Annotated in this window: 26 protein-coding genes; 12 read left to right on the forward strand and 14 right to left on the reverse strand. The window is 38.9% G+C overall.

Annotated elements, in window-relative coordinates; translation table 11 throughout:
• Nucleotides 1–24: 24 nt before the first annotated feature.
• Nucleotides 25–645 (forward strand): MotA/TolQ/ExbB proton channel family protein, encoded by a 621-nt coding sequence (locus IO68_RS24300; RefSeq protein WP_004876724.1) that lies wholly within the window; start codon nt 25–27, stop codon nt 643–645.
• 1 nt (nt 646) lies between these two features.
• Nucleotides 647–1,051, forward strand: a complete 405-nt coding sequence (locus tag IO68_RS24305) for an ExbD/TolR family protein (protein WP_019385725.1) — start codon at nt 647–649, stop codon at nt 1,049–1,051.
• A gap of 51 nt (nt 1,052–1,102) precedes the next feature.
• Here the strand turns inward: IO68_RS24305 and msrA are convergent, their stop codons facing one another.
• From msrA to thyA, 5 genes are all read right to left on the reverse strand, one after another.
• Complete coding sequence (gene msrA / locus IO68_RS24310; RefSeq protein WP_023013217.1) at nt 1,103–1,627, reverse strand: peptide-methionine (S)-S-oxide reductase MsrA; 525 nt, start codon at nt 1,625–1,627, stop codon at nt 1,103–1,105.
• 102 nt (nt 1,628–1,729) lie between these two features.
• The gene (locus IO68_RS24315) at nt 1,730–2,206 is read right to left on the reverse strand and encodes an META domain-containing protein (RefSeq protein ID WP_004876730.1); all 477 of its coding nucleotides are present in this window, start codon (nt 2,204–2,206) and stop codon (nt 1,730–1,732) included.
• A 126-nt stretch (nt 2,207–2,332) separates the two neighbouring features.
• Nucleotides 2,333–3,388, reverse strand: a complete 1,056-nt coding sequence (locus tag IO68_RS24320) for a DUF4105 domain-containing protein (protein WP_023013218.1) — start codon at nt 3,386–3,388, stop codon at nt 2,333–2,335.
• A gap of 19 nt (nt 3,389–3,407) precedes the next feature.
• Nucleotides 3,408–3,917 (reverse strand): dihydrofolate reductase, encoded by a 510-nt coding sequence (locus tag IO68_RS24325; protein WP_023013219.1) that lies wholly within the window; start codon nt 3,915–3,917, stop codon nt 3,408–3,410.
• A 20-nt stretch (nt 3,918–3,937) separates the two neighbouring features.
• Nucleotides 3,938–4,780: a thymidylate synthase gene (thyA, locus tag IO68_RS24330; RefSeq protein WP_007478888.1), complete on the reverse strand. Its 843-nt coding sequence runs from the start codon at nt 4,778–4,780 to the stop codon at nt 3,938–3,940.
• A gap of 204 nt (nt 4,781–4,984) precedes the next feature.
• Between thyA and IO68_RS24335 the strand changes: the two genes are divergently transcribed.
• Complete coding sequence (locus IO68_RS24335) at nt 4,985–5,761, forward strand: YwqG family protein (RefSeq protein ID WP_023013221.1); 777 nt, start codon at nt 4,985–4,987, stop codon at nt 5,759–5,761.
• Nucleotides 5,762–5,819: 58 nt separating this feature from the next.
• Here IO68_RS24335 and IO68_RS24340 read toward each other — a convergent pair whose 3' ends face one another.
• The 3 genes from IO68_RS24340 to IO68_RS24350 form a co-directional block, all read right to left on the reverse strand.
• Nucleotides 5,820–6,395: a xanthine phosphoribosyltransferase gene (locus IO68_RS24340; RefSeq protein WP_004876738.1), complete on the reverse strand. Its 576-nt coding sequence runs from the start codon at nt 6,393–6,395 to the stop codon at nt 5,820–5,822.
• Nucleotides 6,396–6,483: 88 nt separating this feature from the next.
• Nucleotides 6,484–7,200 (reverse strand): DUF3108 domain-containing protein, encoded by a 717-nt coding sequence (locus IO68_RS24345; protein ID WP_023013222.1) that lies wholly within the window; start codon nt 7,198–7,200, stop codon nt 6,484–6,486.
• Between the two features lie 195 nt (nt 7,201–7,395).
• On the reverse strand, nt 7,396–8,073 hold the full coding sequence (locus IO68_RS24350) for a hypothetical protein (RefSeq protein WP_023013223.1): 678 nt from the start codon (nt 8,071–8,073) through the stop codon (nt 7,396–7,398).
• 243 nt (nt 8,074–8,316) lie between these two features.
• Here IO68_RS24350 and IO68_RS24355 point away from each other — a divergent pair, with 243 nt between their 5' ends.
• Both IO68_RS24355 and fhuE read left to right on the forward strand, forming a co-directional pair.
• Nucleotides 8,317–9,201: an energy transducer TonB gene (locus tag IO68_RS24355; RefSeq protein ID WP_023013224.1), complete on the forward strand. Its 885-nt coding sequence runs from the start codon at nt 8,317–8,319 to the stop codon at nt 9,199–9,201.
• A 286-nt stretch (nt 9,202–9,487) separates the two neighbouring features.
• On the forward strand, nt 9,488–11,647 hold the full coding sequence (gene fhuE, locus IO68_RS24360; protein ID WP_023013226.1) for a ferric-rhodotorulic acid/ferric-coprogen receptor FhuE: 2,160 nt from the start codon (nt 9,488–9,490) through the stop codon (nt 11,645–11,647).
• Between the two features lie 81 nt (nt 11,648–11,728).
• On the opposite strand, the gene IO68_RS24365 is transcribed toward fhuE, so the two are convergent.
• The 4 genes from IO68_RS24365 to miaB form a co-directional block, all read right to left on the reverse strand.
• On the reverse strand, nt 11,729–12,016 hold the full coding sequence (locus tag IO68_RS24365; RefSeq protein ID WP_004876744.1) for an antibiotic biosynthesis monooxygenase family protein: 288 nt from the start codon (nt 12,014–12,016) through the stop codon (nt 11,729–11,731).
• A gap of 10 nt (nt 12,017–12,026) precedes the next feature.
• Nucleotides 12,027–12,512 carry an rRNA maturation RNase YbeY gene (ybeY, locus tag IO68_RS24370; RefSeq protein ID WP_023013227.1) on the reverse strand — a complete coding sequence of 162 codons (486 nt, stop codon included), beginning with the start codon at nt 12,510–12,512 and terminating at the stop codon, nt 12,027–12,029.
• Between the two features lie 72 nt (nt 12,513–12,584).
• Nucleotides 12,585–13,667, reverse strand: a complete 1,083-nt coding sequence (locus tag IO68_RS24375; protein WP_023013228.1) for a PhoH family protein — start codon at nt 13,665–13,667, stop codon at nt 12,585–12,587.
• 39 nt (nt 13,668–13,706) lie between these two features.
• Nucleotides 13,707–15,158, reverse strand: a complete 1,452-nt coding sequence (gene miaB / locus IO68_RS24380; RefSeq protein WP_019385711.1) for a tRNA (N6-isopentenyl adenosine(37)-C2)-methylthiotransferase MiaB — start codon at nt 15,156–15,158, stop codon at nt 13,707–13,709.
• Between the two features lie 291 nt (nt 15,159–15,449).
• Here miaB and IO68_RS24385 point away from each other — a divergent pair, with 291 nt between their 5' ends.
• The 4 genes from IO68_RS24385 to IO68_RS24400 all read left to right on the forward strand — a co-directional run bounded on the left by IO68_RS24385 (nt 15,450) and on the right by IO68_RS24400 (nt 19,634).
• Nucleotides 15,450–17,366 (forward strand): lytic transglycosylase domain-containing protein, encoded by a 1,917-nt coding sequence (locus tag IO68_RS24385; RefSeq protein ID WP_171068568.1) that lies wholly within the window; start codon nt 15,450–15,452, stop codon nt 17,364–17,366.
• Between the two features lie 26 nt (nt 17,367–17,392).
• Entirely contained in the window at nt 17,393–18,079 is a 687-nt protein-coding gene (locus tag IO68_RS24390) for a ribonuclease I (protein WP_023013230.1), read from the forward strand.
• A gap of 167 nt (nt 18,080–18,246) precedes the next feature.
• Nucleotides 18,247–19,233 (forward strand): malate dehydrogenase, encoded by a 987-nt coding sequence (locus IO68_RS24395; protein ID WP_004876757.1) that lies wholly within the window; start codon nt 18,247–18,249, stop codon nt 19,231–19,233.
• A gap of 158 nt (nt 19,234–19,391) precedes the next feature.
• Nucleotides 19,392–19,634 carry a DUF2789 family protein gene (locus tag IO68_RS24400; RefSeq protein ID WP_004876759.1) on the forward strand — a complete coding sequence of 81 codons (243 nt, stop codon included), beginning with the start codon at nt 19,392–19,394 and terminating at the stop codon, nt 19,632–19,634.
• Nucleotides 19,635–19,659: 25 nt separating this feature from the next.
• Here the strand turns inward: IO68_RS24400 and IO68_RS24405 are convergent, their stop codons facing one another.
• Nucleotides 19,660–20,187: a hypothetical protein gene (locus IO68_RS24405; RefSeq protein WP_023013231.1), complete on the reverse strand. Its 528-nt coding sequence runs from the start codon at nt 20,185–20,187 to the stop codon at nt 19,660–19,662.
• Nucleotides 20,188–20,251: 64 nt separating this feature from the next.
• Complete coding sequence (locus IO68_RS24410; protein ID WP_004876763.1) at nt 20,252–20,875, reverse strand: 2OG-Fe(II) oxygenase; 624 nt, start codon at nt 20,873–20,875, stop codon at nt 20,252–20,254.
• A 120-nt stretch (nt 20,876–20,995) separates the two neighbouring features.
• Between IO68_RS24410 and IO68_RS24415 the strand changes: the two genes are divergently transcribed.
• From IO68_RS24415 to IO68_RS24425, 3 genes are read left to right on the forward strand one after another with little or no spacing between them, the layout of a single operon-like run.
• On the forward strand, nt 20,996–21,853 hold the full coding sequence (locus IO68_RS24415; protein ID WP_004876766.1) for a 23S rRNA (adenine(2030)-N(6))-methyltransferase RlmJ: 858 nt from the start codon (nt 20,996–20,998) through the stop codon (nt 21,851–21,853).
• Between the two features lie 38 nt (nt 21,854–21,891).
• Nucleotides 21,892–22,725 (forward strand): CDP-diacylglycerol--serine O-phosphatidyltransferase, encoded by an 834-nt coding sequence (gene pssA, locus IO68_RS24420; RefSeq protein ID WP_004876769.1) that lies wholly within the window; start codon nt 21,892–21,894, stop codon nt 22,723–22,725.
• 17 nt (nt 22,726–22,742) lie between these two features.
• Nucleotides 22,743–23,804, forward strand: coding sequence for a DUF6670 family protein (locus IO68_RS24425; protein ID WP_004876771.1), 1,062 nt, complete (start codon nt 22,743–22,745; stop codon nt 23,802–23,804).
• Nucleotides 23,805–23,855: the final 51 nt, after the last annotated feature.

The following is a 23,855-nucleotide window of genomic DNA, read 5'->3' on the forward strand; positions in this document are numbered from 1 at the left end:
ACAGATTAGATCAGGAGTTCGTATATGAACTTTTCAGTTTATTGGCAACACGCAGATGCAGTAAGTAAAACGCTGTATTTCATCCTTCTAGCAATGTCGATTGCGACATGGACAATTTTTGTTCTGCGCTTATTAGGAACTCGCCAATTAAAACAACAGGCTTATGCTCAACTTGCTCAAGCTTTGGCTGGATTAAAAGCTAAGTTGCAGCCGTTGACTTTTGAGCAGCGTAAAGCAGTTGCTGAACAAGCACTTCTTCGTCAAATTTCTGCTGAAAAATCCCAAGCAGAAAAAGGTGTATCTGTTCTTGGAACAATTGCCTCGCTTGCACCATTTGTCGGGTTGTTTGGTACAGTTTGGGGTATTTTCCATGCACTTGTCGCTGTAGGTACGAGTGGTCAGGCAGGTTTAGCTCAAGTTGCAACACCTGTTGGTGAAGCATTGATCATGACGGGTTTAGGTTTGTCGGTTGCGATTCCAGCAGTATTGGCTTACAACATTTGTGTACGTTTCAATCGTGGTTTAGCACATGATTTGCAAGACCAAGCGCATAGCTTGTTAATCGATACTATGTTGCAGCAAGAAACAACGGCAAAGACAGAAACTAAAGCAACTCAACAAAGTTTAGTTGGAGGTCAAGCTTAAGATGGGCTTTCAATTGGGTGAAGACCACGACAGTGGCATGAATGAGATGAATCTCATTCCTCTGATCGATATTATGTTGGTATTGATGATTATCTTTTTAGTCACAGCAACGGTTGCTAACCCATCAATTCCATTAAGTTTGCCAAAAACCACTGCTGAAATTGTTGATCCACCACCAAAAGCGATTACGATTAGTATTAATCAAAATGGTGAGGTTGCTTGGGATGCGAAGATTATTAGCTTAGAAGAGCTAGAAAAGCGTTTCCAAGAAGCGGGTCAGGCAGAGACTAAACCGACTGTGCAATTACGTGCAGATAAAGAATCAAAATATGATACGGTTGCACAAGTGATGTCTCGCGCCAGTGAAGCTGGTTTAAGTGATATTGCTTTTGTTAGTGAAAACTAACATTAAGAAATACAAAGGAAAAGCAACTCGATGTGAGTTGCTTTTTTTTGCCTAATCTGTTTTGAGTAGATCAAGGTATTTCGAGCGCAATTTTGAAAGCTTTGGTGGAATACTAAAGTTGCAGTAACCTTGTGAAGGATTTCGCGCATAAAAATTTTGGTGATATTCTTCAGCAGGGTAGAAGGTTGGTACAGGGCTAAGTTCCGTTACGATATTGAGCCCTTCATCTTCTAAGCTGTGAATGATTTGCTCAGCTTGTTGCTTTTGTTCTTCATTGAAGTAATAAACAACTGATCGATATTGGGTACCAATATCATTGCCTTGGCGGTTTAGTGTTGTTGGATCATGTGTTGTAAAAAATACATTCAACAGTTGAATGTAACTAATCTGCTGCTCATCAAAATCAATTAAGACAACCTCAGCATGTTGAGTGGTGCCTTGGCAAACCTGTTCATAGGTCGGGTTTTGATTAATGCCACCAGCATAACCGCTTACGACTTTTTCAACGCCTTTAAGTTGTAGAAATACAGCCTCTACACACCAAAAACAACCACCACCAAATAAAGCTTGTTGCATAAAACTCCCCAATTTTTAATTTTAAGAATACCAATAAAGTAAACGAAGTCCTAACAAAGTAAAAGCCCGTGTTTGAAACGAGCTTTTACTTTGGTTAAGAAATTAAGGCAAAGGTTGAATGACTGTCACAAAAGTGACTAAAACGCGACCTGAAGCATCAAGGAATTTCAGTTCATGACCTTTAAGCTCATAATTTGTCGTACTCGCTAAAGCATTTGCATACTGGCGAGAAAGCGTGCTGTTATCATTACCGATACATGCCATCATGGTTGATGCAATTGGCCCTAGACGTAAGATAGAGCCTTGGCTTTCAAAGCTACCACGGATTTGGTTACAACCATCTGCACCAAAGAAACGTTTTTCTTTTGCATCAAATTGAATAGCAGGTCGTTTACCTGAAAGATCATTACTTTTTACTTCAACGCCATTAATCTGTGTTGCAATCCAAGTACGATTGTACAGATCAATACTTTCTTTTTGAGACGCTTGTGGTGAGGTCTGAAGGGAATCGGTTGTCGCACAACCTGTCATGACAACTGCAACCGCTAAAGTACAAGATGTTAATAATGTTTTTAACATAAGATCTAAAATCCAAATTGTTGTGTTTCTATGATTATTATTTAAATAAAAAAGCATGAACACGAGTAGAGCTTTCAGTATCCTTTTGTAAAATTTAAGATGATTTTAATAAAATTAGTTGAAAAGTCACTCAGTTTTTGGCAATCCAGCACGAATCGTTTTTGAAAAATATTCACTACTTTGATTGGACTGCTGATCATATTTTTCTGCACGGGGATTGATATGCGCTAAGCGATACCATTCTTTCATACTCACACTTTGATTAAGTGCCTGAAGGTCATATAGATAATTAGGTAAATAACCCGAAGCAAGGAGGCGATAGTCTTTTGGTAGACGTTGAGGATTAATGGCTTGTACCATGTCGAAAACAAGCGTTGTACAGTTACTGGTTAGGGTGTTGTACCATTTCGCTTCTGCTCGTAACTCATCGGCTTGGTGTAAATACTCAATAAATAATGCTTTGCGTTCTGTTGCAGGCATTTTTATTGGAAATAAATAGACTTGTTCATGTCGAATATTGCTACGTGTATAGACGATATCTTTTTCGTCCGATGCAACTAAGCTCAGTTCATACTTTCGGAAAAAGCCACCGATTGCTGAAAACGCTTCACCTTTTTCTTTGCGTATCTCAATAGAAAATACTAATGGTTTTTGATCCGAAAAATCAAAACTGACCAACGTGTGTGCAATTTGTGGTCCCATCCAGTAGGAGGTAATTACATTCACCCCTGTGATTTTATTTAAATCAACAGTACGATCTTCCCAGTGAATGTCATAGCTGCCATCAGCATGCCAGTTAAAATTGCGAACATTATGAAGTATGACTGTATCGCCATGCTTTTCATAACTGAGCTGTTCTGCAACTTCTGGATCCCAGTCTCGATCTTGTCTTGCATCTAAAGAAAAATACCAAATCAACGCAAGAGCAAAAGCACAGCAATAAATAATGATATCTGTACGCCGGCTAATCAGGTGTCCACTGACGTAAACACCAATCAGGCTGAGTGCAAATAAGCTCCAGAGAATAATAGCAACACGGCTGAGAAGAGAACCAAGTGGTTGTTGAATCCATAGAGCAAGACATAGCCAAAAGCTTGAAAGGACCACGAACAAGGTAAATAGACTATGTAAAAGCCCGATACCTAAAGCAATAAAAAACTCTCGTGATCCAATGTTATGCATGATGATGCGCGATCCATTTTTATTTTTGGTAGGTCGCAAACTCAAAGCTTATATTCGATTTTTCATCAATCTGCTGTTCTGAGTTTACTTTCTTGAAATCCTCAGAGATTTGCGGGTAATGCGCATCACCTTGTACATCTAGGTCAACATGCGTTAATTCAAGTCGATCTGCAATCGCAAGGGTTTGTGTGAAAATCTCTCCACCACCAATAATAAATAATGACGCTTTCTCTGCGTGTTGTGCGTCTGTAAGTGCACCATTCATTGCATCTTCGATTGTATGTGCAACTTTAACACCATCAAACTGCCATTCTGTGTCACGAGTAATTATCCAATTCACGCGATTCGGCAGAGCACGTCCCATTGATTCGAGAGTTTTACGACCCATGATTACTACGCCACCTTGGGTAATGGCTTTGAAGTGTTTTAAGTCAGCAGAGATATGCCACGGCAATGCATTTCCCTTGCCGATACAGCGATTTTTATCCATCGCAACTACGTGAACAACTTCAGTGCCTTGCCATGTCATATGTTTTCTCTCTAATCTACTTAAACTGCAACAGGTGCTTTGATCGCTGGGTGTGATTCATATCCTACGATTTCAATATCTTCAAATTTAAAGTCGAAAATATCAGTGATCTCAGGATTTAATTTTAATTGACACAACGGTAGCGGCTCACGGCTAAGTTGTAATTGTGCCTGTTCAAAATGGTTGGCATATAAATGTGTATCACCACCTGTCCAGACAAAGTCACCAACACCCAAACCACATACTTGCGCAATCATATGTGTAAGTAGGGCATAACTCGCAATATTAAATGGAACACCTAGGAATACATCAGCACTTCGTTGATACAGTTGGCATGAAAGTTTATTGTCTTGTACGAAGAATTGGAACAACGTATGGCAAGGCGGTAATGCCACTTTACCTGCTTCATTTGGGTTCCAACCAGAAACGATTAGACGACGTGAATTGGGATTGGTCTTGATTTCATTGACGAGCCATTTGATTTGATCGAAGCCATTTTGTTGATAGCTGCCGTCTTCATTTTGTGTCGCGCCAAAATTACGCCATTGATGGCCATACACAGGTCCAAGTTCGCCTTCAGGGCGACCAAAGCGAGCAGTTTGTTCTGCTGTAGACCATTCATCCCAAATCGTCACTTTATTGTCTTTTAAGTATTGAACATTGGTATCACCTTTAAGAAACCAAAGTAGCTCAATGACGATTGAGCGGAAATGTACTTTTTTTGTGGTGAGTAGTGGGAAGCCGTTAGATAAATCAAAACGCATTTGATGACCAAATACTGAACGTGTTCCTGTACCAGTACGGTCGCCTTTGTCGCCGCCGTTGTCTAGGATATGTTGTAAAAGGTTCAGGTAGGTTTGCATCGTCATGCCTATCATTACGTTTGGTCGGATTGATTCTAGCAGAATTTATATAACTTATTTAGAGGACGAAGGTCAGTGATTGGAAGGATAATGAACGAATGTGTTTGCGACAGTAATTGTCGTTTGGTTCGCTCCACTTCTTTTTAAGTTTAGTCCATTGTTTTATATTGCATTCTATAAATAATGAGATGGGAAATAGATAACATGAATTTTGCCTTTGAAGCGTTGCCTGAAGTATTGAAACCTTATAAAGAAAAAATTGAGGCGACTTTAAAACCCACAGTACAAATGAATTTAAAAAGTTGTGATCGGCTTTCATTGTGGCAAAGCAAAGTAGGAGGGCAACCCTACTTACCATTAGATATGGCTTATCCTATCGACTCGAATGGTAGTCCCCTGGCGTTATTGGCACAGTTTAATTTTACTGAAATTCCGAATTTACCTGATTTCCCAAGTCAGGGCATTTTACAGTTTTATATTGCGACTGATGATTTGTATGGGATGAACTTTGATGACCAGCAACAGCAATCTGGTTTTAGGGTTTTATATTTTGATCAGGTGATTGAAGATATGAAACCGTTAAAACAGGATTTTTCTGATATTCAATTGGATGATGAGGAGTATTTGCTGCCATTCACGGGGCAATATGCAATAGAATTCAGCTTAACGATGCAACCCATCAGCACCGAAGATGAAGGATTTAATATTGGGGATGGATCAGATGAGTTTTATGAAGCTTACAGTGAAAATTTAGCTTCAACAGGCCATCGTTTAGGGGGGTATCCTTATTTTACGCAGAGTGATCCACGCGGTTATAACAAAGCTATTCGAGATTATGTATTGTTATTCCAGCTGGATACGGATGATGCTAAGAATGAGATTATGTGGGGCGATTCGGGAGTAGGAAATTTCTTTATTCATCCAGAGGATTTAAAGAAGCGAGACTTTTCTAAGGTTTTATATAATTGGGATTGTTGTTAATTTTCCATAAAAAAGCGGATGAAATGATCATCCGCTTTTTGAGACTAAACTCAGATTTTTATTCAGTCACAAATGTTACTTTACCATCAGTTAAAGATTTAACACGTGCTAAAGATTCAACGCGGTAACCTTTTTCAAGTAATACATCGCGACCTGGTTGGAACGATTTTTCAATCACAATACCAACACCAACCACTTCAGCTTGAGCTTGATGAATCAAGTCAATTAAGCCTAAAGCAGCTTGACCATTTGCTAAGAAGTCATCAATCACAAGTGCTTTGTCGCTTGAGTTGATATGCTTGTTAGAAATTGCAATCGTACTTTCAGTTTGTTTAGTAAACGAGAACACTTTAGAACGGTAAAGATCATCTTTCAGTGTCAATGACTGATATTTGCGAGCAAAAATTACAGGAACACCAAGCTCTAAACCAGCCATAATTGCTGGAGCGATGCCTGAAGCTTCAATTGTAATAATTTTAGTGATCCCTGCATCCTTAAAGCGAGCAGCAAATTCTTTGCCGATCTGTTGCATTAATACAGGGTCAATTTGGTGGTTTAGGAAAGCATCAACTTTCAAAACCTGATCTGATAGAACGATACCTTCATTTAAGATTTTCTGTTCTAAAGCGTACACGGGAGAATCCTCTAATCGGATGCTTGTTTAAGCAAAGGCATATTTTAAAAAGCATCCGAAAAATTGCAAGCCAAAATTGACCAGATGCTTAGTTTGTTTTGCCTGAATAGCCAGTCAATAATAAACCATATGAAGATTTACCATCATTATGTGTCACTTTGACGGGTAAATAATCAAGTTTTGGCGCTAACCAGAAAATTGTATTACGCTCAGGTTTGTCGTGTAAAAGAACAACTTTAATAGTGCTAAATGTCCCATAACTAGTTTTAACGTTCTCAGTGCCTTGTTTGACAAAACGACGCTCGTCTACTGCTTTCGCATCCGCAATAAAATAGCGGGTTTGCAGCGTATTTCCATTTTTCAAATCTTCACGAACTTGTAGCTCTGCATTAAGCTCATCCAAAACACCAGCTTGCCAAGCAAATGAACGTTTCTGATCATCTTTTTGCGTACTAATTGTTTTATTGCTTGGATTGAAGTTGATATTCATCGTGTTGTTGTGAATTAAGATTTTGCTACTACGTGTAAATTTCTGCGAAGTAATTTTGTTATTAGCAAAATTAAATTGGCTGGTTTCTGTTGCCGAGGCAATACCCCCTGCTTTTGCAGCAAACTTGTATGTCCAATTATTTCCTTGCTGAGAAAGCGTACGTGTCGCTGAACCTAGGTTTTTATTGTTATAGCTAAATTGGTAGCTCGCTTGGAACGGCGCCATTGCAAATGCATGACTAGATAAACTTGCACATAAAATTACAGCAGAAGTCGCTGAAGTAATACCTAGAGCTTTTGATAAATTCTTTGTCATAACACTATATCCTTTGAACGACCATTCAAATAAATCATTCATTTATCATTACGATTATTAGTTATTATGCCTGTAGATTATGAAGAAAAGATCAGGTTTTTTACTAAGCGCTTGTTAATTTTTCGTATAAATCATGAAGATGATGAGTTGAGTGGCATCAATTGGAAACTTAAAAGCCACTCAAAACTTGGAAAATTATTTTTTGGGATCTTTTTGCTGAATTGGGGTGACAACGGTGTCATCTAATTCATCATCGTCATAATCGTGATTTGAGGGTGATAAAATAGCCGCAAGGTTGACATTCCCCCAAACGATTAATTCAGCAGGGCGTACTCGTGCACGATTAACATGTACTTTACTTAAAGTCTCAATAATGCTTGGTTTCTTGCTAAACCAGCGATTGAGATCAAGATAGAGCAATTCATCTTTTACTGTGACAACTTCAAAATGTTCTAGAATTTTGCCTAAAGGATCTTCATCTTTAAACTTTTGAAAATACCAAATCGCAATATAAAAGCCCCATTTTTGAAAAATGTTTTTGAATTCAGCTTCGATGACTTGGGTGTTGCTGATTTGTTCAAAGACCATCAATTGCACATCTTTGTTCATTTCCATCTGAAGAAGTTTTAAATCAACAGATAAAGTGGTGTGTAAACCTTTTACATCAATTGTAGCGTAAAGGCGTAACCAGCCATCATAAAGGTCTGCATGTAGATCTTTGATGATCTCAACTTTCTCAACGACATAGCGTTCCATCGTTGCGTTCACAAAAACTTGTGAAAGCGAAAATTCTCTTTCTTCTTCGATGAATTCTTCTGCTTTTAGGTAAACTTTTCGTAGACGTTTAACAACAGATGAAATTAGCGTTTGCATAAAAGTTGTTCCAGAAAGTGAAGTGTTTTAGATAACGGCGTCACGATCTTTGTATTCACTAAAAAATAAAAATAAATTTCTGACTTGCAGTGTAGCAAAATTAATTGCTACATTTTCATAAAATGATGGTATGGACACACTGTAAATATAAGTGGATCACATTTTTGTAATTTTTTGAATATTGGTTTGGTTTTTATACGGTTGCCACCGTTGGGGAAGGGACATTTTTGTCGCTTAAATCGCATGTGGAATAAAATAAATTTTCGTTCTGAACTATCTCCTCATTGGTGGCAAGATCCAATCTTTGTCGGAGCTGTTACGGTTGCAATGCTGCTGCATGGAGCTGTGCTTGCGATTCAGTTTGGTATGCCATCGCCGTCTGATACCTCGACTAAAGAAATTGCAGTCACCGTCCGTACAAGTCAAGACAAAGTGAAAGATGCTGATTTTCTTGCACAAGCCGATCAAAAAGGTTCGGGTGATTTCCGTGAAGCACATCGGATGTCGAGTGATATGCCTTCACCGATGCAAGCAGATGCGACTACAGGTGAGACTGAACTAGAAAGTTTGGAAAAGATACAGCAGAAGCGTGAATTAAAATTTGAAGAAAAAGTTTTAATGACTGTGCTCAGCTGGCAAAAGCAGTCAGAAGAAACCGAACGTAAAAAAGCTTTGGATGATTTACAAAGCCAGTTTCAAGCAAAAGCTGCGATGGTCGCAAGTTTAGAAGCACAGTATTTACAACGTCAGCAAAATTTTAGCCGTAAGCAACGCATTAAAACAGTGGATGGCATTCAGGCTAAACAAGATGCTTCAGCCGCTTATCTTGATAAATTTCGCCAAAAAGTAGAGCTATATGGTAACCGTTATTATCCAGATGAGGCGAAACAGCAACGACTCGCTGGTGAAGTTCGTTTAATGGTGATTCTAAATGCGCAAGGTGGAATTCGAGCGATTCGCTTAATTGAAAGTTCGGGTCATTCTATTTTAGATGAAGCAGCTAAAGCTTCTGTTCGTCGTGGTGCACCGTTTGGACATTTTGATGCCAATATGAAAGACATTTCTGAATTGCGAATTATTCGTACATGGCGTTTTGATCCTGTTGATGCTGAATTTGAAGTACATTAATTTGCTTATTGGAATTTGCTATTGTGAAATTTAGAAATAAAAAGCAATAAAAATCATTAATATAATTTTTAATATTAGTTAAATTAAATTTTAATAATTAAAAAACAAAGAATTATTTTTAACCCTATAAACTTGAATTGATAATAAAAATAATTATCATTTGCAATACATTTTTTGTTCAATCTTCTTTGAAATCTGTACATCCTGCTTTTTAGAGTTTTTCTTGTGGGGGAGCGAGGTGTGGTGGCTTTCAAATCTTTTGACCTTGCGATAAGGATCTATCTGCATGCATAAACATCCATCGAGACAAGTATTTAAAACACATCCACTGGTATTGGCTATGGCTGTACTTTTACCATCATTTGCTTACGCTGAGTCAAGTACAGAAAGCACTGCTCAGTTGCCAACCATTAAAATACAAGCGGAAAGTGAAAATTTAAAACAAGCATATACAGTAGAAAAATCGTCGACTGCATTACCTTTAAATTTGACTTTAAAAGAAATTCCTCAATCTGTTTCGGTTGTAACCCAACAACGTATGCAAGATCAAGGGTTAACAACTTTAGTTGAGGTCGCTGAAAATGTAACGGGTATTACCGTAAACCGTTATGAAACAAATCGTGGTGGTTTGTATTCGCGTGGTTTTGTTGTTGATAACTATATTATTGATGGAATCCCTACAACATATTCCTTACCTTGGTCTTCTGGAGAGATTTTTTCTAGTACGGCAATTTATGATCATATTGAGGTAGTACGTGGAGCAACAGGATTAACGACTGGTGCTGGGAATCCTTCTGCTGCGATAAATATGGCTCGTAAGCGTGCTGCGAGTAAAGAACCTGCTGCAAATATCGAAGTAAGTGGAGGAAGTTGGAATAATTATCGTGTCATGGGGGATATTGCGAATAGTTTGAATGATTCGGGATCACTACGTGGGCGTGCGGTTGCACAATATGAGCAAGGTGACAGTTTTACCGATTTATTGAGTAAAGAGCGTTTAACGCTGTTACTGACAGGAGAGGCTGACTTAACTGAGTCAACTTTACTTTCAGCAGGAGTCAGTTATCAAGAGGATGACCCTCGTGGTCCAATGTGGGGAGGCTTACCTGTTTTCTTTAGTGATGGTTCGCGAACTCATTTATCGAAAAGTGCAACAACAACGCAGGATTGGACACGTTGGAATGTGAAGTACACCAATTGGTTTGCAGATTTAACTCAAAAAATTAATGACGATTGGAATGTGAAGCTTTCTTATGCTCATGGCAAAAGAGAGGCTGAGTCAAAATTATTTTATGTTTCTGGCAATCCTGACAAAACCACAGGCTTAGGTTTATCTGGCTTTGCTGGTTCGTATAAGGTGAATGTCGATCAAGATAATATTACCTTGCAAACAGATGGGGTATTTAATTTGTTTGGTCGAGATCATAAAGCTGTAGTTGGTTATCAATATTCAAATCAAGAGTTTGAAGCATTAGGTCGATCTGGTACAACTGAAGCCGTGGGCAGTATTTATGATTGGAATGCTTCGCTTCCAGAGCCTATTTGGAGTGCATGGACACCTTCAGAAAGTTATACCGTAAAGCAAAATGCGATTTTTGCAGCAACTCAACTATCTTTACTCGATCCGCTAAAGTTAATTATTGGTGGTCGTGTTACAGATTATGAGAAAGATTTAGGTTCAACTGCGAGTAAGATTAAATATGAACACGAATTTATTCCTTATGCTGGATTGATTTATGACATTAATCAGAATTACTCAGCTTATGCTAGCTATACGAGTATTTTCCAGCCGCAAGATCAAAGAGATTTCAATAATAATTATCTTGATCCGATTAAGGGGAATAGTACCGAAATCGGTTTAAAGTCATCTTGGTTTGATAATCGTTTGAATGGCTCTTTAGCTTTATTCGACATTAAACAAGATAACCTCGCACAAGCAGTAGGGCAAATACAAAGACCAAATGGGACTTTAGAAACATATTATAAGGCTGCGAAAGGTGCTGAAAGTAAAGGCTTTGAGCTAGAAGTTAGTGGACAAGTGACTCCAAACTGGAATGTAACCGCTGGTTATAGTCAATATAAAGCAACAGATGTTAATGATGCTGATATTAATACTCAACTTCCTCGTAAATTGATTCAAACTTATACTTCCTATCAACTTCCAGGAAAGTGGAGTGATCTAAGTGTTGGTGGAGGGGTAAATTGGCAAAGTGATACTTATGTGATCGCTAGTAATGCACCAGCAGGAGCAAATCCTAGAATTGAGCAAGGTTCATATGCTTTAGTTAATTTGATGGCAAAATATAAAATTAATAAAGATTTTTCCGCGCAATTGAATGTCAATAATGTGTTTGATAAAGGATATTATGGTGTTTTCCCTGCGTATGGACAGATCACCCAAGGCGCACCACGTAATGCAACACTCACTTTACGTTATCAATTTTAAGATCCTGTGAAATAAAAAACGGCTTAATACAAGCCGTTTTTTATTAAATTGTGGATAAGTTTGATCTTATTCACAATTAGATTAGCTATGATAAGCACGCTCTAATTTACAGATTTCAACGCTAAAGTTTTGGTACCATTTTTCTTTTCCCAAGCGCTGTGCGATTTGATGTTCAGTATCGAGATGCCAACGTTGTATATCATTAAGTTCTTTCCAATAAGAAAGCGCGATTTCAAAACCATTTTCACTACACGCTTCAAACTTTATACAATTGTATTCATTTAAAGCTTTATCTCTTAATTTTTGAGCCATCTCTATGTAATCAGAATCTAATTTTTTGATTTCAGCTTTGAAAATAACGATATACATAGTATTCCCACTAGATCTCATCCGCTTGGTATGGATTTGCAACACCAAGTTTCTTTAAGATTTCGATTTCTAAAGCTTCCATTTCTTCTGCATCAGCTTCACTAGTCTCATGGTCATAACCTAAGAGATGCAAAATACCGTGAACCAATAAATGAGTAAAATGATCAGTTGCTGTTTTTTGCTGTTCAATTGCTTCTTGTAAGACAACAGGAATACAAATCACTAAATCACCCAGTGGTTCAGCATCAAGCAGAGATAACATTTCCTCTGGAATATCACTTGGAAAGGATAATACATTGGTTGGTTTATCTTTTTCACGATATTGCAAGTTGAGTTCATGACTTTCAGCAAGATCAACACAAGCAATGCCGATTTCACAATCCACATCGAAACCAATATGGCGTAATGCAGTTTCGATATTTTTTTTGATTTGACCACGTTTGAGTGGCAGTTCAGAGGCTTGAAAGTCCTGTTGAAGACTTAAATTGATTTTCAAAATAGATCCTTAAAATCTTCCCCCTAAAATGCGACTAAAGCATCACCATAAAAGGGGGATTGAGGAGGTTTTCTAAGAGTGTTGGGCATCAGCAGCAGAATCATTTTCTGCAACCAATGCTTCTTGTTTTGCTTTGCGTTCAGCTCGAGCTTCAGCAGACATACGTTGCTGCTCGCTATCCCAGCCTTCATAAGCTTCAACAATTTTTTGAACCAGTTGATGACGTACAACATCTCGGGAATGGAAACGTGTGATGTGAATTTCATGTACATTTTCAAGTACACGTAGCGCATGGGCTAAACCCGATTGTTGTCCGCGGGGTAAATCGACTTGTGTTACATCTCCAGTAATGACCGCACGCGAGCCAAAGCCCAATCGAGTGAGGAACATTTTCATTTGTTCTGGTGTAGTATTTTGTGCTTCATCCAGAATAACGAAAGAATGATTCAACGTACGACCACGCATATAGGCAAGAGGTGCAACCTCGATCACTTGGCGTTCAATCAGTTTTGCAACTTTTTCAAAACCAAGCATTTCGTAGAGTGCATCGTAGAGAGGACGTAAATAAGGGTCAATTTTTTGAGTTAAGTCACCCGGCAAAAAGCCAAGCTTTTCACCCGCTTCAACTGCTGGGCGTACCAGTAGAATACGTTGGATTTCATTGCGTTCTAACATATCGACAGCGGCAGCAACAGCTAGATAAGTTTTACCTGTCCCAGCAGGGCCGACGCCAAAGGAAATATCACTTTGCAAAATACGCTGGACATAGCGCTTTTGATTTGCGCCGCGTGGATTGATGCGCCCTTTGCGCGTCTGAAAGTAGACATCAATTGGCGCATCATATTCATCCATTTCTTCGCCAACCAATTCGAAGTTACCTTCAGTTTGCGAAGACTGAATCATGAGGTGCAGTAAGTCCGCACTGATTTGTGACGAAATTTCTGATTCTTGATAGAGCCGCTGCAGCAAAGCTTCGGCTCTTTCGACCGCTTCCATATCACCGTCTAGATAAAAAGCATCGCCTCGGTGAGTAATTTTGACATCTAAACGTTGTTCGATTTGTTTTAAATGCCCGTTATACGCACCGAGCATGCTTTTTAAACGTTCCATTGAAATCTCAGGGAACGTTACTGTACGTCGAATCGCTGCAGTCAAGAGAAACCCTTTTTGTTGACTTGTAAGAATACCCTTACATTACGCCACGTCAGGTTCAAGATTCAAGAGTTCTCCATAAACTAAATTTAAAGTTTTGATTTCAGTAATCTCAATCTCTGCGAAACGTCCGACCCACGCTGCATCACCGATAAACGTAACTAAACGTGTATTGTCAGCTGTACCCATTAAAACGTTCGGATCTTTATCAGATACTTTCTCAATCAGTACACGTTCGATCTTACCGAGCATCGCATCAGTTTTATCAATACTTGACTGTTTAATGACTTGTTGTACTTGAGCTAAGCGGTCTTTTTTCACTTGCTCAGGCGTGTCATCTGGAAGTTCCGAAGCAGGTGTACCCGGACGCTTTGAATAAACAAAACTGTACGAATGATCGAAATCTAAATCTTTGATGAACTGTAATGTTTCAGCAAAATGTGCATCAGTTTCACCAGGGAAACCAATAATAAAGTCACTCGATAAATGCATATCTGGGCGTACTTTGCGTAACTTGGCAATTTTATCAATATAAACATCAATAGTATGGTTACGTTTCATTGCCTGTAACACATCGTTTGAACCACTTTGTACTGGTAAATGCAAGTGAGAAACCATTTGTGGCAAATCACGGTAGCATTGAATCAAGTCATCAGAAAATTCGAGCGGGTGAGACGTGGTGTAACGCAAGCGACCAATCCCCGGAATTTCCGCAACTAAACGTAATAATTCAGGGAATGTGCAGATACCACCTTCAAAAGTTTCGCCACGATAACCATTTACGTTTTGACCAAGTAAGCTGATTTCACGAACACCTTTTTCAGCAAGACCCGCGATTTCTGCCAATACATCATCTAATGGGCGAGAAACCTCTTCACCACGAGTGTACGGAACAACACAGAATGAACAGTATTTAGAGCAACCTTCCATGATCGAAACGAATGCTTTAAAACCTTCAACACGAGGTTCAGGTAAGAAGTCAAACTTCTCAATATCAGGGAATGAAATATCAACTAATTTGATTTTTTCTTTCTTGGGCTTTTCAACCTGTGAATGATGCTGATCTAACATTTGCGGCAAGCGGTGCAAAGTCTGTGGACCAAAAACCATATCCACGTAAGGCGCACGTTTTTGAATGTTGTCACCTTCTTGTGATGCAACACAGCCACCGACACCGATGACTAATTCTGGATTTTGTTCTTTTAATTTACGCCAGCGACCGAGTTCACTAAACACTTTCTCTTGTGCTTTCTCTCGGATCGAGCAAGTGTTCATCAATAAAATGTCGGCCTCATTAGGATTCGTGGTGAGTACGTAACCATGAGAATCACCTAATAAATCTGCCATACGATGACTGTCATACTCATTCATCTGACACCCTTGCGTTTCAATATATAACTTTTTCATTGAAACATCAGTGGTGTGCGTTGGCTGGGTGACAGTGTTTTCTGAGGCAGCTTGTGTAGCACTTGGAATGAATGTTTGAACCGTCATGCAGGCTCCTAAACAAGGTGGGTTGAGACAAACCGCGGATTATAGCAGTATTTTTTGATGTGCGCAGAGAATAAAAAACTGACAAAAATGGACACTTTGTGGATGAAATTACGTGAATTTTAATGAATATGAATCAGCAAGTTACATAACACAACAATTGTAAGAAGCTAGACTTATTAAACTATAATCGCAGGGCGAAATTAGGCAAATGTATTGATGAAGATGAACAAGCAACATAATTTTATAAGTAGCGTTACCCGTAAATTGAATAATAAGAAAAGCTTCCGTCGCATGTTGGCGGCGAGTGGTGTGATTGCATGTTCATCTGTTTATGCCTTGGACGAACAATTCAATGATGCTCTGCGTGCAGCAAATTCAAGCAATATGGCATTGCTCGATCAATATCAATATGAAATGCAAAATGACGTGTTGGGATATTATCCAGAATATTGGAAACTGAATAGTAATCTTGGATTTCAACCTGCTGCTTCAATTATTAGTTTTGCACAACGTTACCCTCAATCAGCAATGGCAGAAAAATTATCGGCTGATTATGTTGAGGAAAAAGTAAAACAAGCAAATTTCAGTGAAGCAAAGCCCGTATTATCTTATGTCACTAACCCTGATCAGGCGGAAAGTTGTGCCGTTGCTCAAGTCCGCGCTCAAACAGGTGATGCTTTAGTTTATGCTGAATATAAAGATGTATGGTTAGCGACTGACTCACAGCCAGAATCTTGCACAGGTTTAGGTCGAATGATGTTGTCGAGTCCGTTGATGACAGCGCAAGATCGTCAACAGCGCTTGTGGGTTTTATTGCGTGCTGGGCAGTCTGGACAAGCAATTGCAACCGCACAAACTATGGGGTTGAGTTTATCTTTAGCTCAACTCAATCAGATTCAATCCAATCCATTGGAATATATTTGGAATGCACCTAAGTCCAATGATGCTGATTATGCGTATTTGATTTTTGCATTAGGTCGTATAACTGATAACGACTTAACCAATGCGCTTGGCAATGTGCAGCGAGCAGCACAAGATACGCCACAAGCTGTTCAAAAATATTTATATCGTACCGTTGGTTATGTTGGTGGTACGACGGTAATGAAGAATAATTTTAATCGTGAAGTGCTGAATGCATTTGATCAAAGTTATGGTTATCCATTTAGCCCTGAAGAAGCTGAGATTTACGCTCGTCAATCCATTCGTTTTGGTGCATGGGAAAGTCTGATTCGAGCGATTGATGCGATGTCAGTGACACAAAAGCAAGAAGATCGTTGGCAATATTGGTTAGCACGTGCATCTGAGCAACGTTCTGACGCAGCATCTAAGCAAGCCGCGCAACAGATTTATCGCAAACTAGCGCAAAGCGGCGATGATTATCATAACTTACTTGCCAAAGATCGTATTGGTGAGCGTTATAACCATCAGCCTTACAATGAGCAGCCTTCTGCTCAGGATGCACAGCGCTTAAATCAAAATATTCATTTTAGACGTGCGTTTGCATTAAGAGATATTAATGCGCCTGCAAGTTATACCAATCGTGAATGGAACTGGGCAGTTCGTCAGGCGTATTTGCAACATGACGATGGTCTACTATTAGCAGCAGCCAAACGCGCGCATGATATGGGGTGGTATGATCGTGCTATTTATGCTGCGGATCGTACGACATCAAAGCATAACGATACTTATCGCTACGCTACACCGCATCGTAGTAATGTGACGAGTCATAGTTACAATGCTGGTATTGATCCCGCTTGGGCGTATGGTTTAATGCGCCAAGAAAGTCGATTTGTTACTTCTGCACGTTCGCATGTAGGTGCTGGTGGTTTGATGCAAATCATGCCAAATACGGCAAAACTTGTTGCGCGTCAGATGGGTGAAACTTATAACCCTGCGGCATTAAGTGAAATGAACACCAATATCCGTTATGGAACATATTATCTTTCAATGATTCAAAGTCAGCTAAGTGGCAATGCTGTACTTGCAACAGCAGGTTATAACGCTGGCCCAAATCGAGCACGCCGTTGGCAGCCTGATTTTCAAACGATGGCTGCTGATCAGTACACAGAGTCTATTCCTTTGCTTGAAACGCGTGATTACGTTAAACATGTCATGACCAATGCAACACATTATGGAGTGCTACTTGGGCAGGGGCCGCAATCCCTTGAAAAACGTATGAGCACAATTCCTGTGCGTAATACACCTTAAAGCACAAAGATGTTGAATTTAAAACAATGAAGTTTTTGTATTTGATGAAAGCGATAAACACATTCAAGTTCCAAATGCGTAGCGTGTTACAGATATTGATCTGTTATCTCGCTCTCTCATTTGGTGCGCCATTATATGCAGCGGACAATGCCGATATAGCAGGTTATGTCATGCATATTCAAATGACGCCTGCGGTTTGTTCGTTTGATTCAACAAGACAAAAACAGCGCAAGTGTTTAGAAGGTTACTCACTTACGATTTCTAGTTTGTTACCTGAAGTCCCAGTCGGACGTGAGTGTGAAACAAAAAGTTCTGCCAAACTTTCACCGTTACAAGCTAAAGTTGTAGCACGTGTGATGCCAGACGAAAATGCTCGCGTACAGCTTTGGCAGGGGGTTGGTGGATGTGTCCCCATGAATGCAAGTCAGTATTTTAGAAAAATAATTAATTTTGCTGAGCGTTTAAAAGTTCCATCAGATTTAACAAGTCCCAATACGATTGATGTTCAAAAAGAAAATCTTAGACAACAATTCACAAAATTAAACCCGTCGTTACCACCCAATGGCATTCGTTTTACTTGCCAGTCTTCACGGTTTGAATCAGTTTTAACCGAAATTCGAGTGTGTTACCAGAAGAATGGTCAGTACAAGCAATGTTCAAGCCATATTGTGACGGGTTGCCCAAATGACTTTACAATTAAAGGTAGTTACTAGGCTTTTTTAGCCCTTTATTTGTATTTTCTATCAGACTTTTGTTGAAATCCATTCTCTTTTACATGCATCTGCGTTCGCTTTAGAGTACAATCTTTGCCGTTTATGATAATTCGATTGAATAACAATATGTTTCAATCGTGCTAACGCATCTCATTGGAGAATATCACATGAAGCAACCCGTTCGTGTTGCCGTTACAGGCGCTGCTGGTCAAATTGGTTATAGCTTATTATTCCGTATCGCAAGCGGTGAAATGTTAGGTAAAGATCAACCTGTAATTTTACAATTGCTTGAAGTTCCATTTGAGAAAGCTCAACAAGCGCTTAAAGGCGTGATGATGGAACTTGATGACTGTGCTTTCCCTTTATTGGCTGGCATGATCGGGACTGATGATCCTAAAGTTGCATTTAAAGATGCTGACTATGCTTTATTGGTAGGTTCTCGTCCACGTGGTCCAGGCATGGAACGTGCTGACTTATTAAAAGTAAATGGCGAAATCTTCATTGGTCAAGGCCAAGCATTAAACGAAGTTGCTAGCCGTGACGTTAAAGTATTGGTTGTAGGTAACCCTGCAAATACCAATGCTTACATCGCGATGAAATCTGCTCCAGATCTTCCATCGAAGAACTTTACAGCAATGTTACGTCTTGACCACAACCGTGCGTTAACTCAACTTGCTCAAAAAGCGGGTGTAGCTGTTTCTGATATCGAAAACATGACTGTTTGGGGCAACCACTCTCCAACAATGTATGCTGATTATCGCTTTGCAAATGTAAATGGCGAAAGCTTGAAAGACAAAATCAACGATGCTGCTTGGAACAAAGATGTATTCCTTCCAACAGTTGGTAAGCGTGGTGCTGCGATTATCGAAGCGCGTGGTCTTTCTTCTGCTGCTTCTGCTGCAAATGCTGCAATCGACCATATGCGTGACTGGGCGCTTGGTACGAATGGCAAATGGGTAACGATGGGTATTCCTTCAGACGGTTCTTATGGTATTCCTGAAGGCGTAATGTTCGGTTTCCCTGTAACAACTGAAAACGGTGAATACAAAATCGTTCAAGGTTTAGAAATTGACGAATTTAGCCGTGAGCGTATCAACTTCACTCTTAACGAGTTAGAAGAAGAGCGTGCAGCAGTTGCTGACATGGTGAACTAATTTATCTTTTTTGATAAATTGAAAAAGCGCTCGAATTCGGGCGCTTTTTTTATGTATGTGCACATAAAAACTACAAGAAAATATAGGCATACAGATGTATTGAATAACTGTTTATGTTTAGATTAATTTAATTAAAGCATGAGTTTGGAGAATAAAAAATGTTTGAGCAACAACCTACACTAGAACTTTTATTTGAACAGTTAGGTCTTGATTCTGATGAGGCGAGTATTGAAAATTTTGTCAAAGCACATCAACTTAGTGCAGATCAAAAATTACATGAAGCAGCGTTTTGGAGTGCGGGACAACGTGATTTTCTTAAAAGTCATTTAGATAAAGATGATGAATGGGCGATTGTAGTTGATGAGCTAAATCAACAACTACATTTAGATAGCACCAAATAATAATTTATAAAAAATAAAGCTCACATTAGTGAGCTTTATTTTGAATTAAGGCTTTAAACCAGTCTTCCATTCGTACTGATTTGAAAGCAGGGTGAACTTGTAATAACTCTAGATCATATTCAAAACATGACACATATTTCTGTAACCAGTGGCGTGTCATTGCTTGTTCTTGCTTAGCTGCTGACGCATACGCAAGGAAAAAATAAATGTCTAAATGGTTATGGTGTGCCAAAGGTTTTAAGATTTGTTGTGTAATTAAAGCAAAGCGCTGTTCTTTAGTTAGTTCAAAATAGATCATATATGCTTTGGCTAGATACAACGATAAGTTTAAATATAAACTTAGCGGCATCTCGTCATATTCAATACGCGCTTGTTCTAGCAATACAATTGCTTCTTGCAAGAAATGGAGCTGTTCCTGACGAACATGACTCAACATGACCAATTGCAAGCGCAAGTCAGCTCGCTCTAAAGCAAGTTCAGGCGTATTATTTTCTAAATACTGTTGGTCAGTTTCACCAATCCGAGCAATCACTTGTTTAGTTTCATTCGACATGTATTGATCCAAAATCATCAGTTATGCCTAACTATATAAGGCTATTTTTAGTGATTTAAAGGGTTTAAGGGTTCCAAATCGAGTTGCCACTGCGTAACCAAGCCGTAATCGATAAGCGCTGTTGTTTTGAAAGCAAGACTTCATGTAATACATCACTTTGAAAAATCGCAAGACGATTTGGCAAAGGTTGAATGATGTGCCAGTTTCCCTTTTTATCTTGTAGGCGAAGTTCACCACCCAAATTGTCTTCCCAGCTTTCATGTAAATAAAATACAGTTGAAATCATACGATCATTTTTTTGCTGTGGATTATCACGGTGTAAAGCATAAAATTCGCCAGCGTTATAGCAAGCAAAATGTGCTTCAACCTCTTTAATACCAAGATAAAATGCTTGATTTAATGCTTGAGATAGATTGTGTAGCGTTTGGATGTGCTGCTGAGCGATAGGAAGCTGTCCATCAATCCATAAAATATGATCGCTACGAATATGACTTACAACGCCATTTTGTATGCCTGCTGCTCTAAACTCGGCAAGATGCGATATGCATTCATCAGCTAAGGCTGTGACATATTCGGGAGAATAGACATGATCAATAAAAGCAAAGCCAAACTCATTTAAATCATCTAGGACGCGATCTAAATTCCATGAGGTTGCATTTAAGGCCAGGGAGAAAGAAGTTTGTTGCATATAGCTCCTATCAAACAGCTGTTTGATTAACATTACTATTTTAGACGATCACATCAACGCTAAAGAATACTTTTTTCTTTCATGTTAAACTATCTTCTGAATTGAGGAATAATTGTCAACATGAATTACCGTCACCATTTCCATGCGGGTAACTTTGCCGATGTTATGAAGCATGTACTTTTGCTTCAACTGCTCGCTCGTTTAAATGCCAAAGATAAACCTTATCGATATATCGATACCCATGGTGGTGCAGGTAAATATGATTTATCTACATCTCAAGCACAAAAATCAGGTGAATTCTTAACGGGTATCCATCGTTTGGTTAAGCTTGACGATTCGATTAAGCGTAATGCGCCTGAAGGTGTAAAACAATATCTTAAAATAGTTGAAGATATGCGTGCAGTTTCAGGTAAAGGTGCTTATCCAGGTTCACCTTGGTTTGCACTCGAAGGCATGCGTGATATTGACAAAGCGACTATTTTTGAAATGCAGCGTGATGTGTTTCAGCAATTGTATTTTAACATTCGTGATAAACGTGCGGGTTTACACGAACGTGATGCATATGAAGGATTGCTTGGTGTAATTCCCCCCAAAGAAAAACGCGGCTTAGTCATGATTGACCCGCCATATGAAATTGAACGTAAAGATTTTCCTCAGCTCGTAGAGTTGTTGCAAGCTGCTTATAAAAAATGGCCGACTGGCGTTTTTGCAGTTTGGTATCCAATTAAAGACCGTGCCATGATTGAACGTTTTGAAAAGAAAATGTTTAAAACGGGTATTCGCCGTCAGCTTATCTGTGAAATTTGCGTATGGCCAGATGATACTCCAGTTGGTTTAAATGGTTGTGGTTTACTCGTGATTAACCCACCTTGGAAATTTTCAGAAGATGCAGATCAAGCCTTACAATGGCTTTTCCCTCATTTACGCATGAGTGAAAATGGTGGTCATGCTGCTGTGCGTTGGTTGGTGGGTGAGTAACCCATCTACCTCAAGATATTCTCGAGGAATTGAAAATAATGACAAATTCTCCAAAAACAGATTCTGATTTGAATACAAAGGATCATTCTTTTGATGGAATCACATTTGAAGTAGAAGAAGAAGAGCACACGCACGAAGGGCAAAAAGTTAAACGCCGTGGTATTTATCTATGGCCGAACCTGATTACAACAGCTGCGCTTTTATCTGGTTTTTACTCAATTATTGCCAGTATGAATGGTAATTTTAATCAGGCAATTTATGCGATTTTCTTGGCTGCATTATTGGATGGTTTAGATGGTCGTGTAGCTCGTGCAATTGGTGCTCAAAGTGCATTTGGTGAGCAATATGATTCATTGTCTGATTTATTGGCATTTGGTGTTGCGCCAGCAATATTGATGTACAGCTGGAGCTTGCACGATTTAGGTCGTATCGGACTAGCTTGTAGCTTCATTTACACGGCTTGTGCTGCATTCCGTTTGGCTCGCTTTAATGTCCAAATTGGTGTTGTTGATAAACGCTACTTTATTGGTATTGCAAGTCCACTTGCTGCAGTCACTGTGATTTCAATTGTTTGGGTTGGACGTGATTTTCCATTCATTTTTGATTTGCAAGATATTACGATTCAGATAATCAATGCTGCGATTATGGTAGGTGTTGGTTTATTAATGATTTCCAATATCAAATACTATTCATTTAAACAGATGGACCGCAAACGTGTACCTTTTGTTGTGATGTTACCAGTGGTCTTGATTTTTGCTGCAATCACGTACAACATTCCAGTAGGAATACTGACAGTTTGTATTCTCTATGTGCTTTCAGGTTTCGTAACAACACTGCTTGCCCACAAAAATGATTCTAAAATAATAAGTTAAAAAATCGGAGGTTCAGTATGCCAATATTGATGAGTAACAATCAATTAAAGCAACTGAACCTCGATAAATCAGATGCTTTAACCTTTTATCCACCTAAAGGCTTATTTAAAATCGTTTATCAGGCACTGATTCTGCCAAACCTACCTGAACCCTTTCATTATCTTAATTTCATCAGCCTTATCGGGCAGCCTCGTATTCCCATTTGTTATAACGCGAGTGCAATAACGACGACAGCAATTGATACTGCGACAGTGCTTGTTACAACTAGTCCGTCTACGGTTGGACATCTCAAAAGTTATAGTGCCAAAGAACAATGTCAATTAGAGATTGATCATTACCAGTTTTTAGATGTGGATCATATTCAAGTTGATTTTCCGAATTATTATTTTAATCGTAAAGATGATGAACTCAGTTGTCAGCTTAAAGTCACAACTTCTACCGAAATTGAAAGTCATTCTGCTTTACAGTGGGGAGTAGCGGATTATTGGTATGTGAATTGTCATTGTGAGGGTGAGGTTACTTATAAAAAACAAAAGTATGAAATAAATGCTTCAGGTATTTTGAAGCATGCGAGAGCAATCTACTTGCCTTTTATTGCATTTCATTTTTTTACTTATCAAATCATTCAAATTAATAATGATTTGCAAATCATTCTCTCTGAGTTGAGAAACCAATGGAACAATATTGTTTTTTCAAGAATTGAAATTCAGTCAAAAGAAAAAGAAACACGACTTTATCAAGATAATGTGATTTTTGATGTAACTCGAGTTTATCCAAAAATACAAACACCTAATGGACGTGAAATGTATTTACCTCGCGTATTTGTCTGGCAATATCACGAAGATGATCAAATCATTTTCCAACTTCAAGCACAGAGTAGAGGGGATTATAAATTTGGATTGGCAGCAGGGTATGTAGGAAGTTTTACTTATGAGTTGCTTTGGGATAATGAAACATATCAAGGCACGGGGTACTGTGAATATGTCGATTGTCGTCCTTTGCATTGGCAAGAAAAAGATAAAACAGATCAAATTATAGACCAAACTCCACATTTACAGCCTTTTTTGTGTAAAAAATAGACGCTCGTCACATTGTTTTTGGAAAAGGTATTGCAAGCGTTGAGGAATACT

Source organism: Acinetobacter sp. COS3, from assembly GCF_000475335.1.
Taxonomy (GTDB): domain Bacteria; phylum Pseudomonadota; class Gammaproteobacteria; order Pseudomonadales; family Moraxellaceae; genus Acinetobacter; species Acinetobacter venetianus.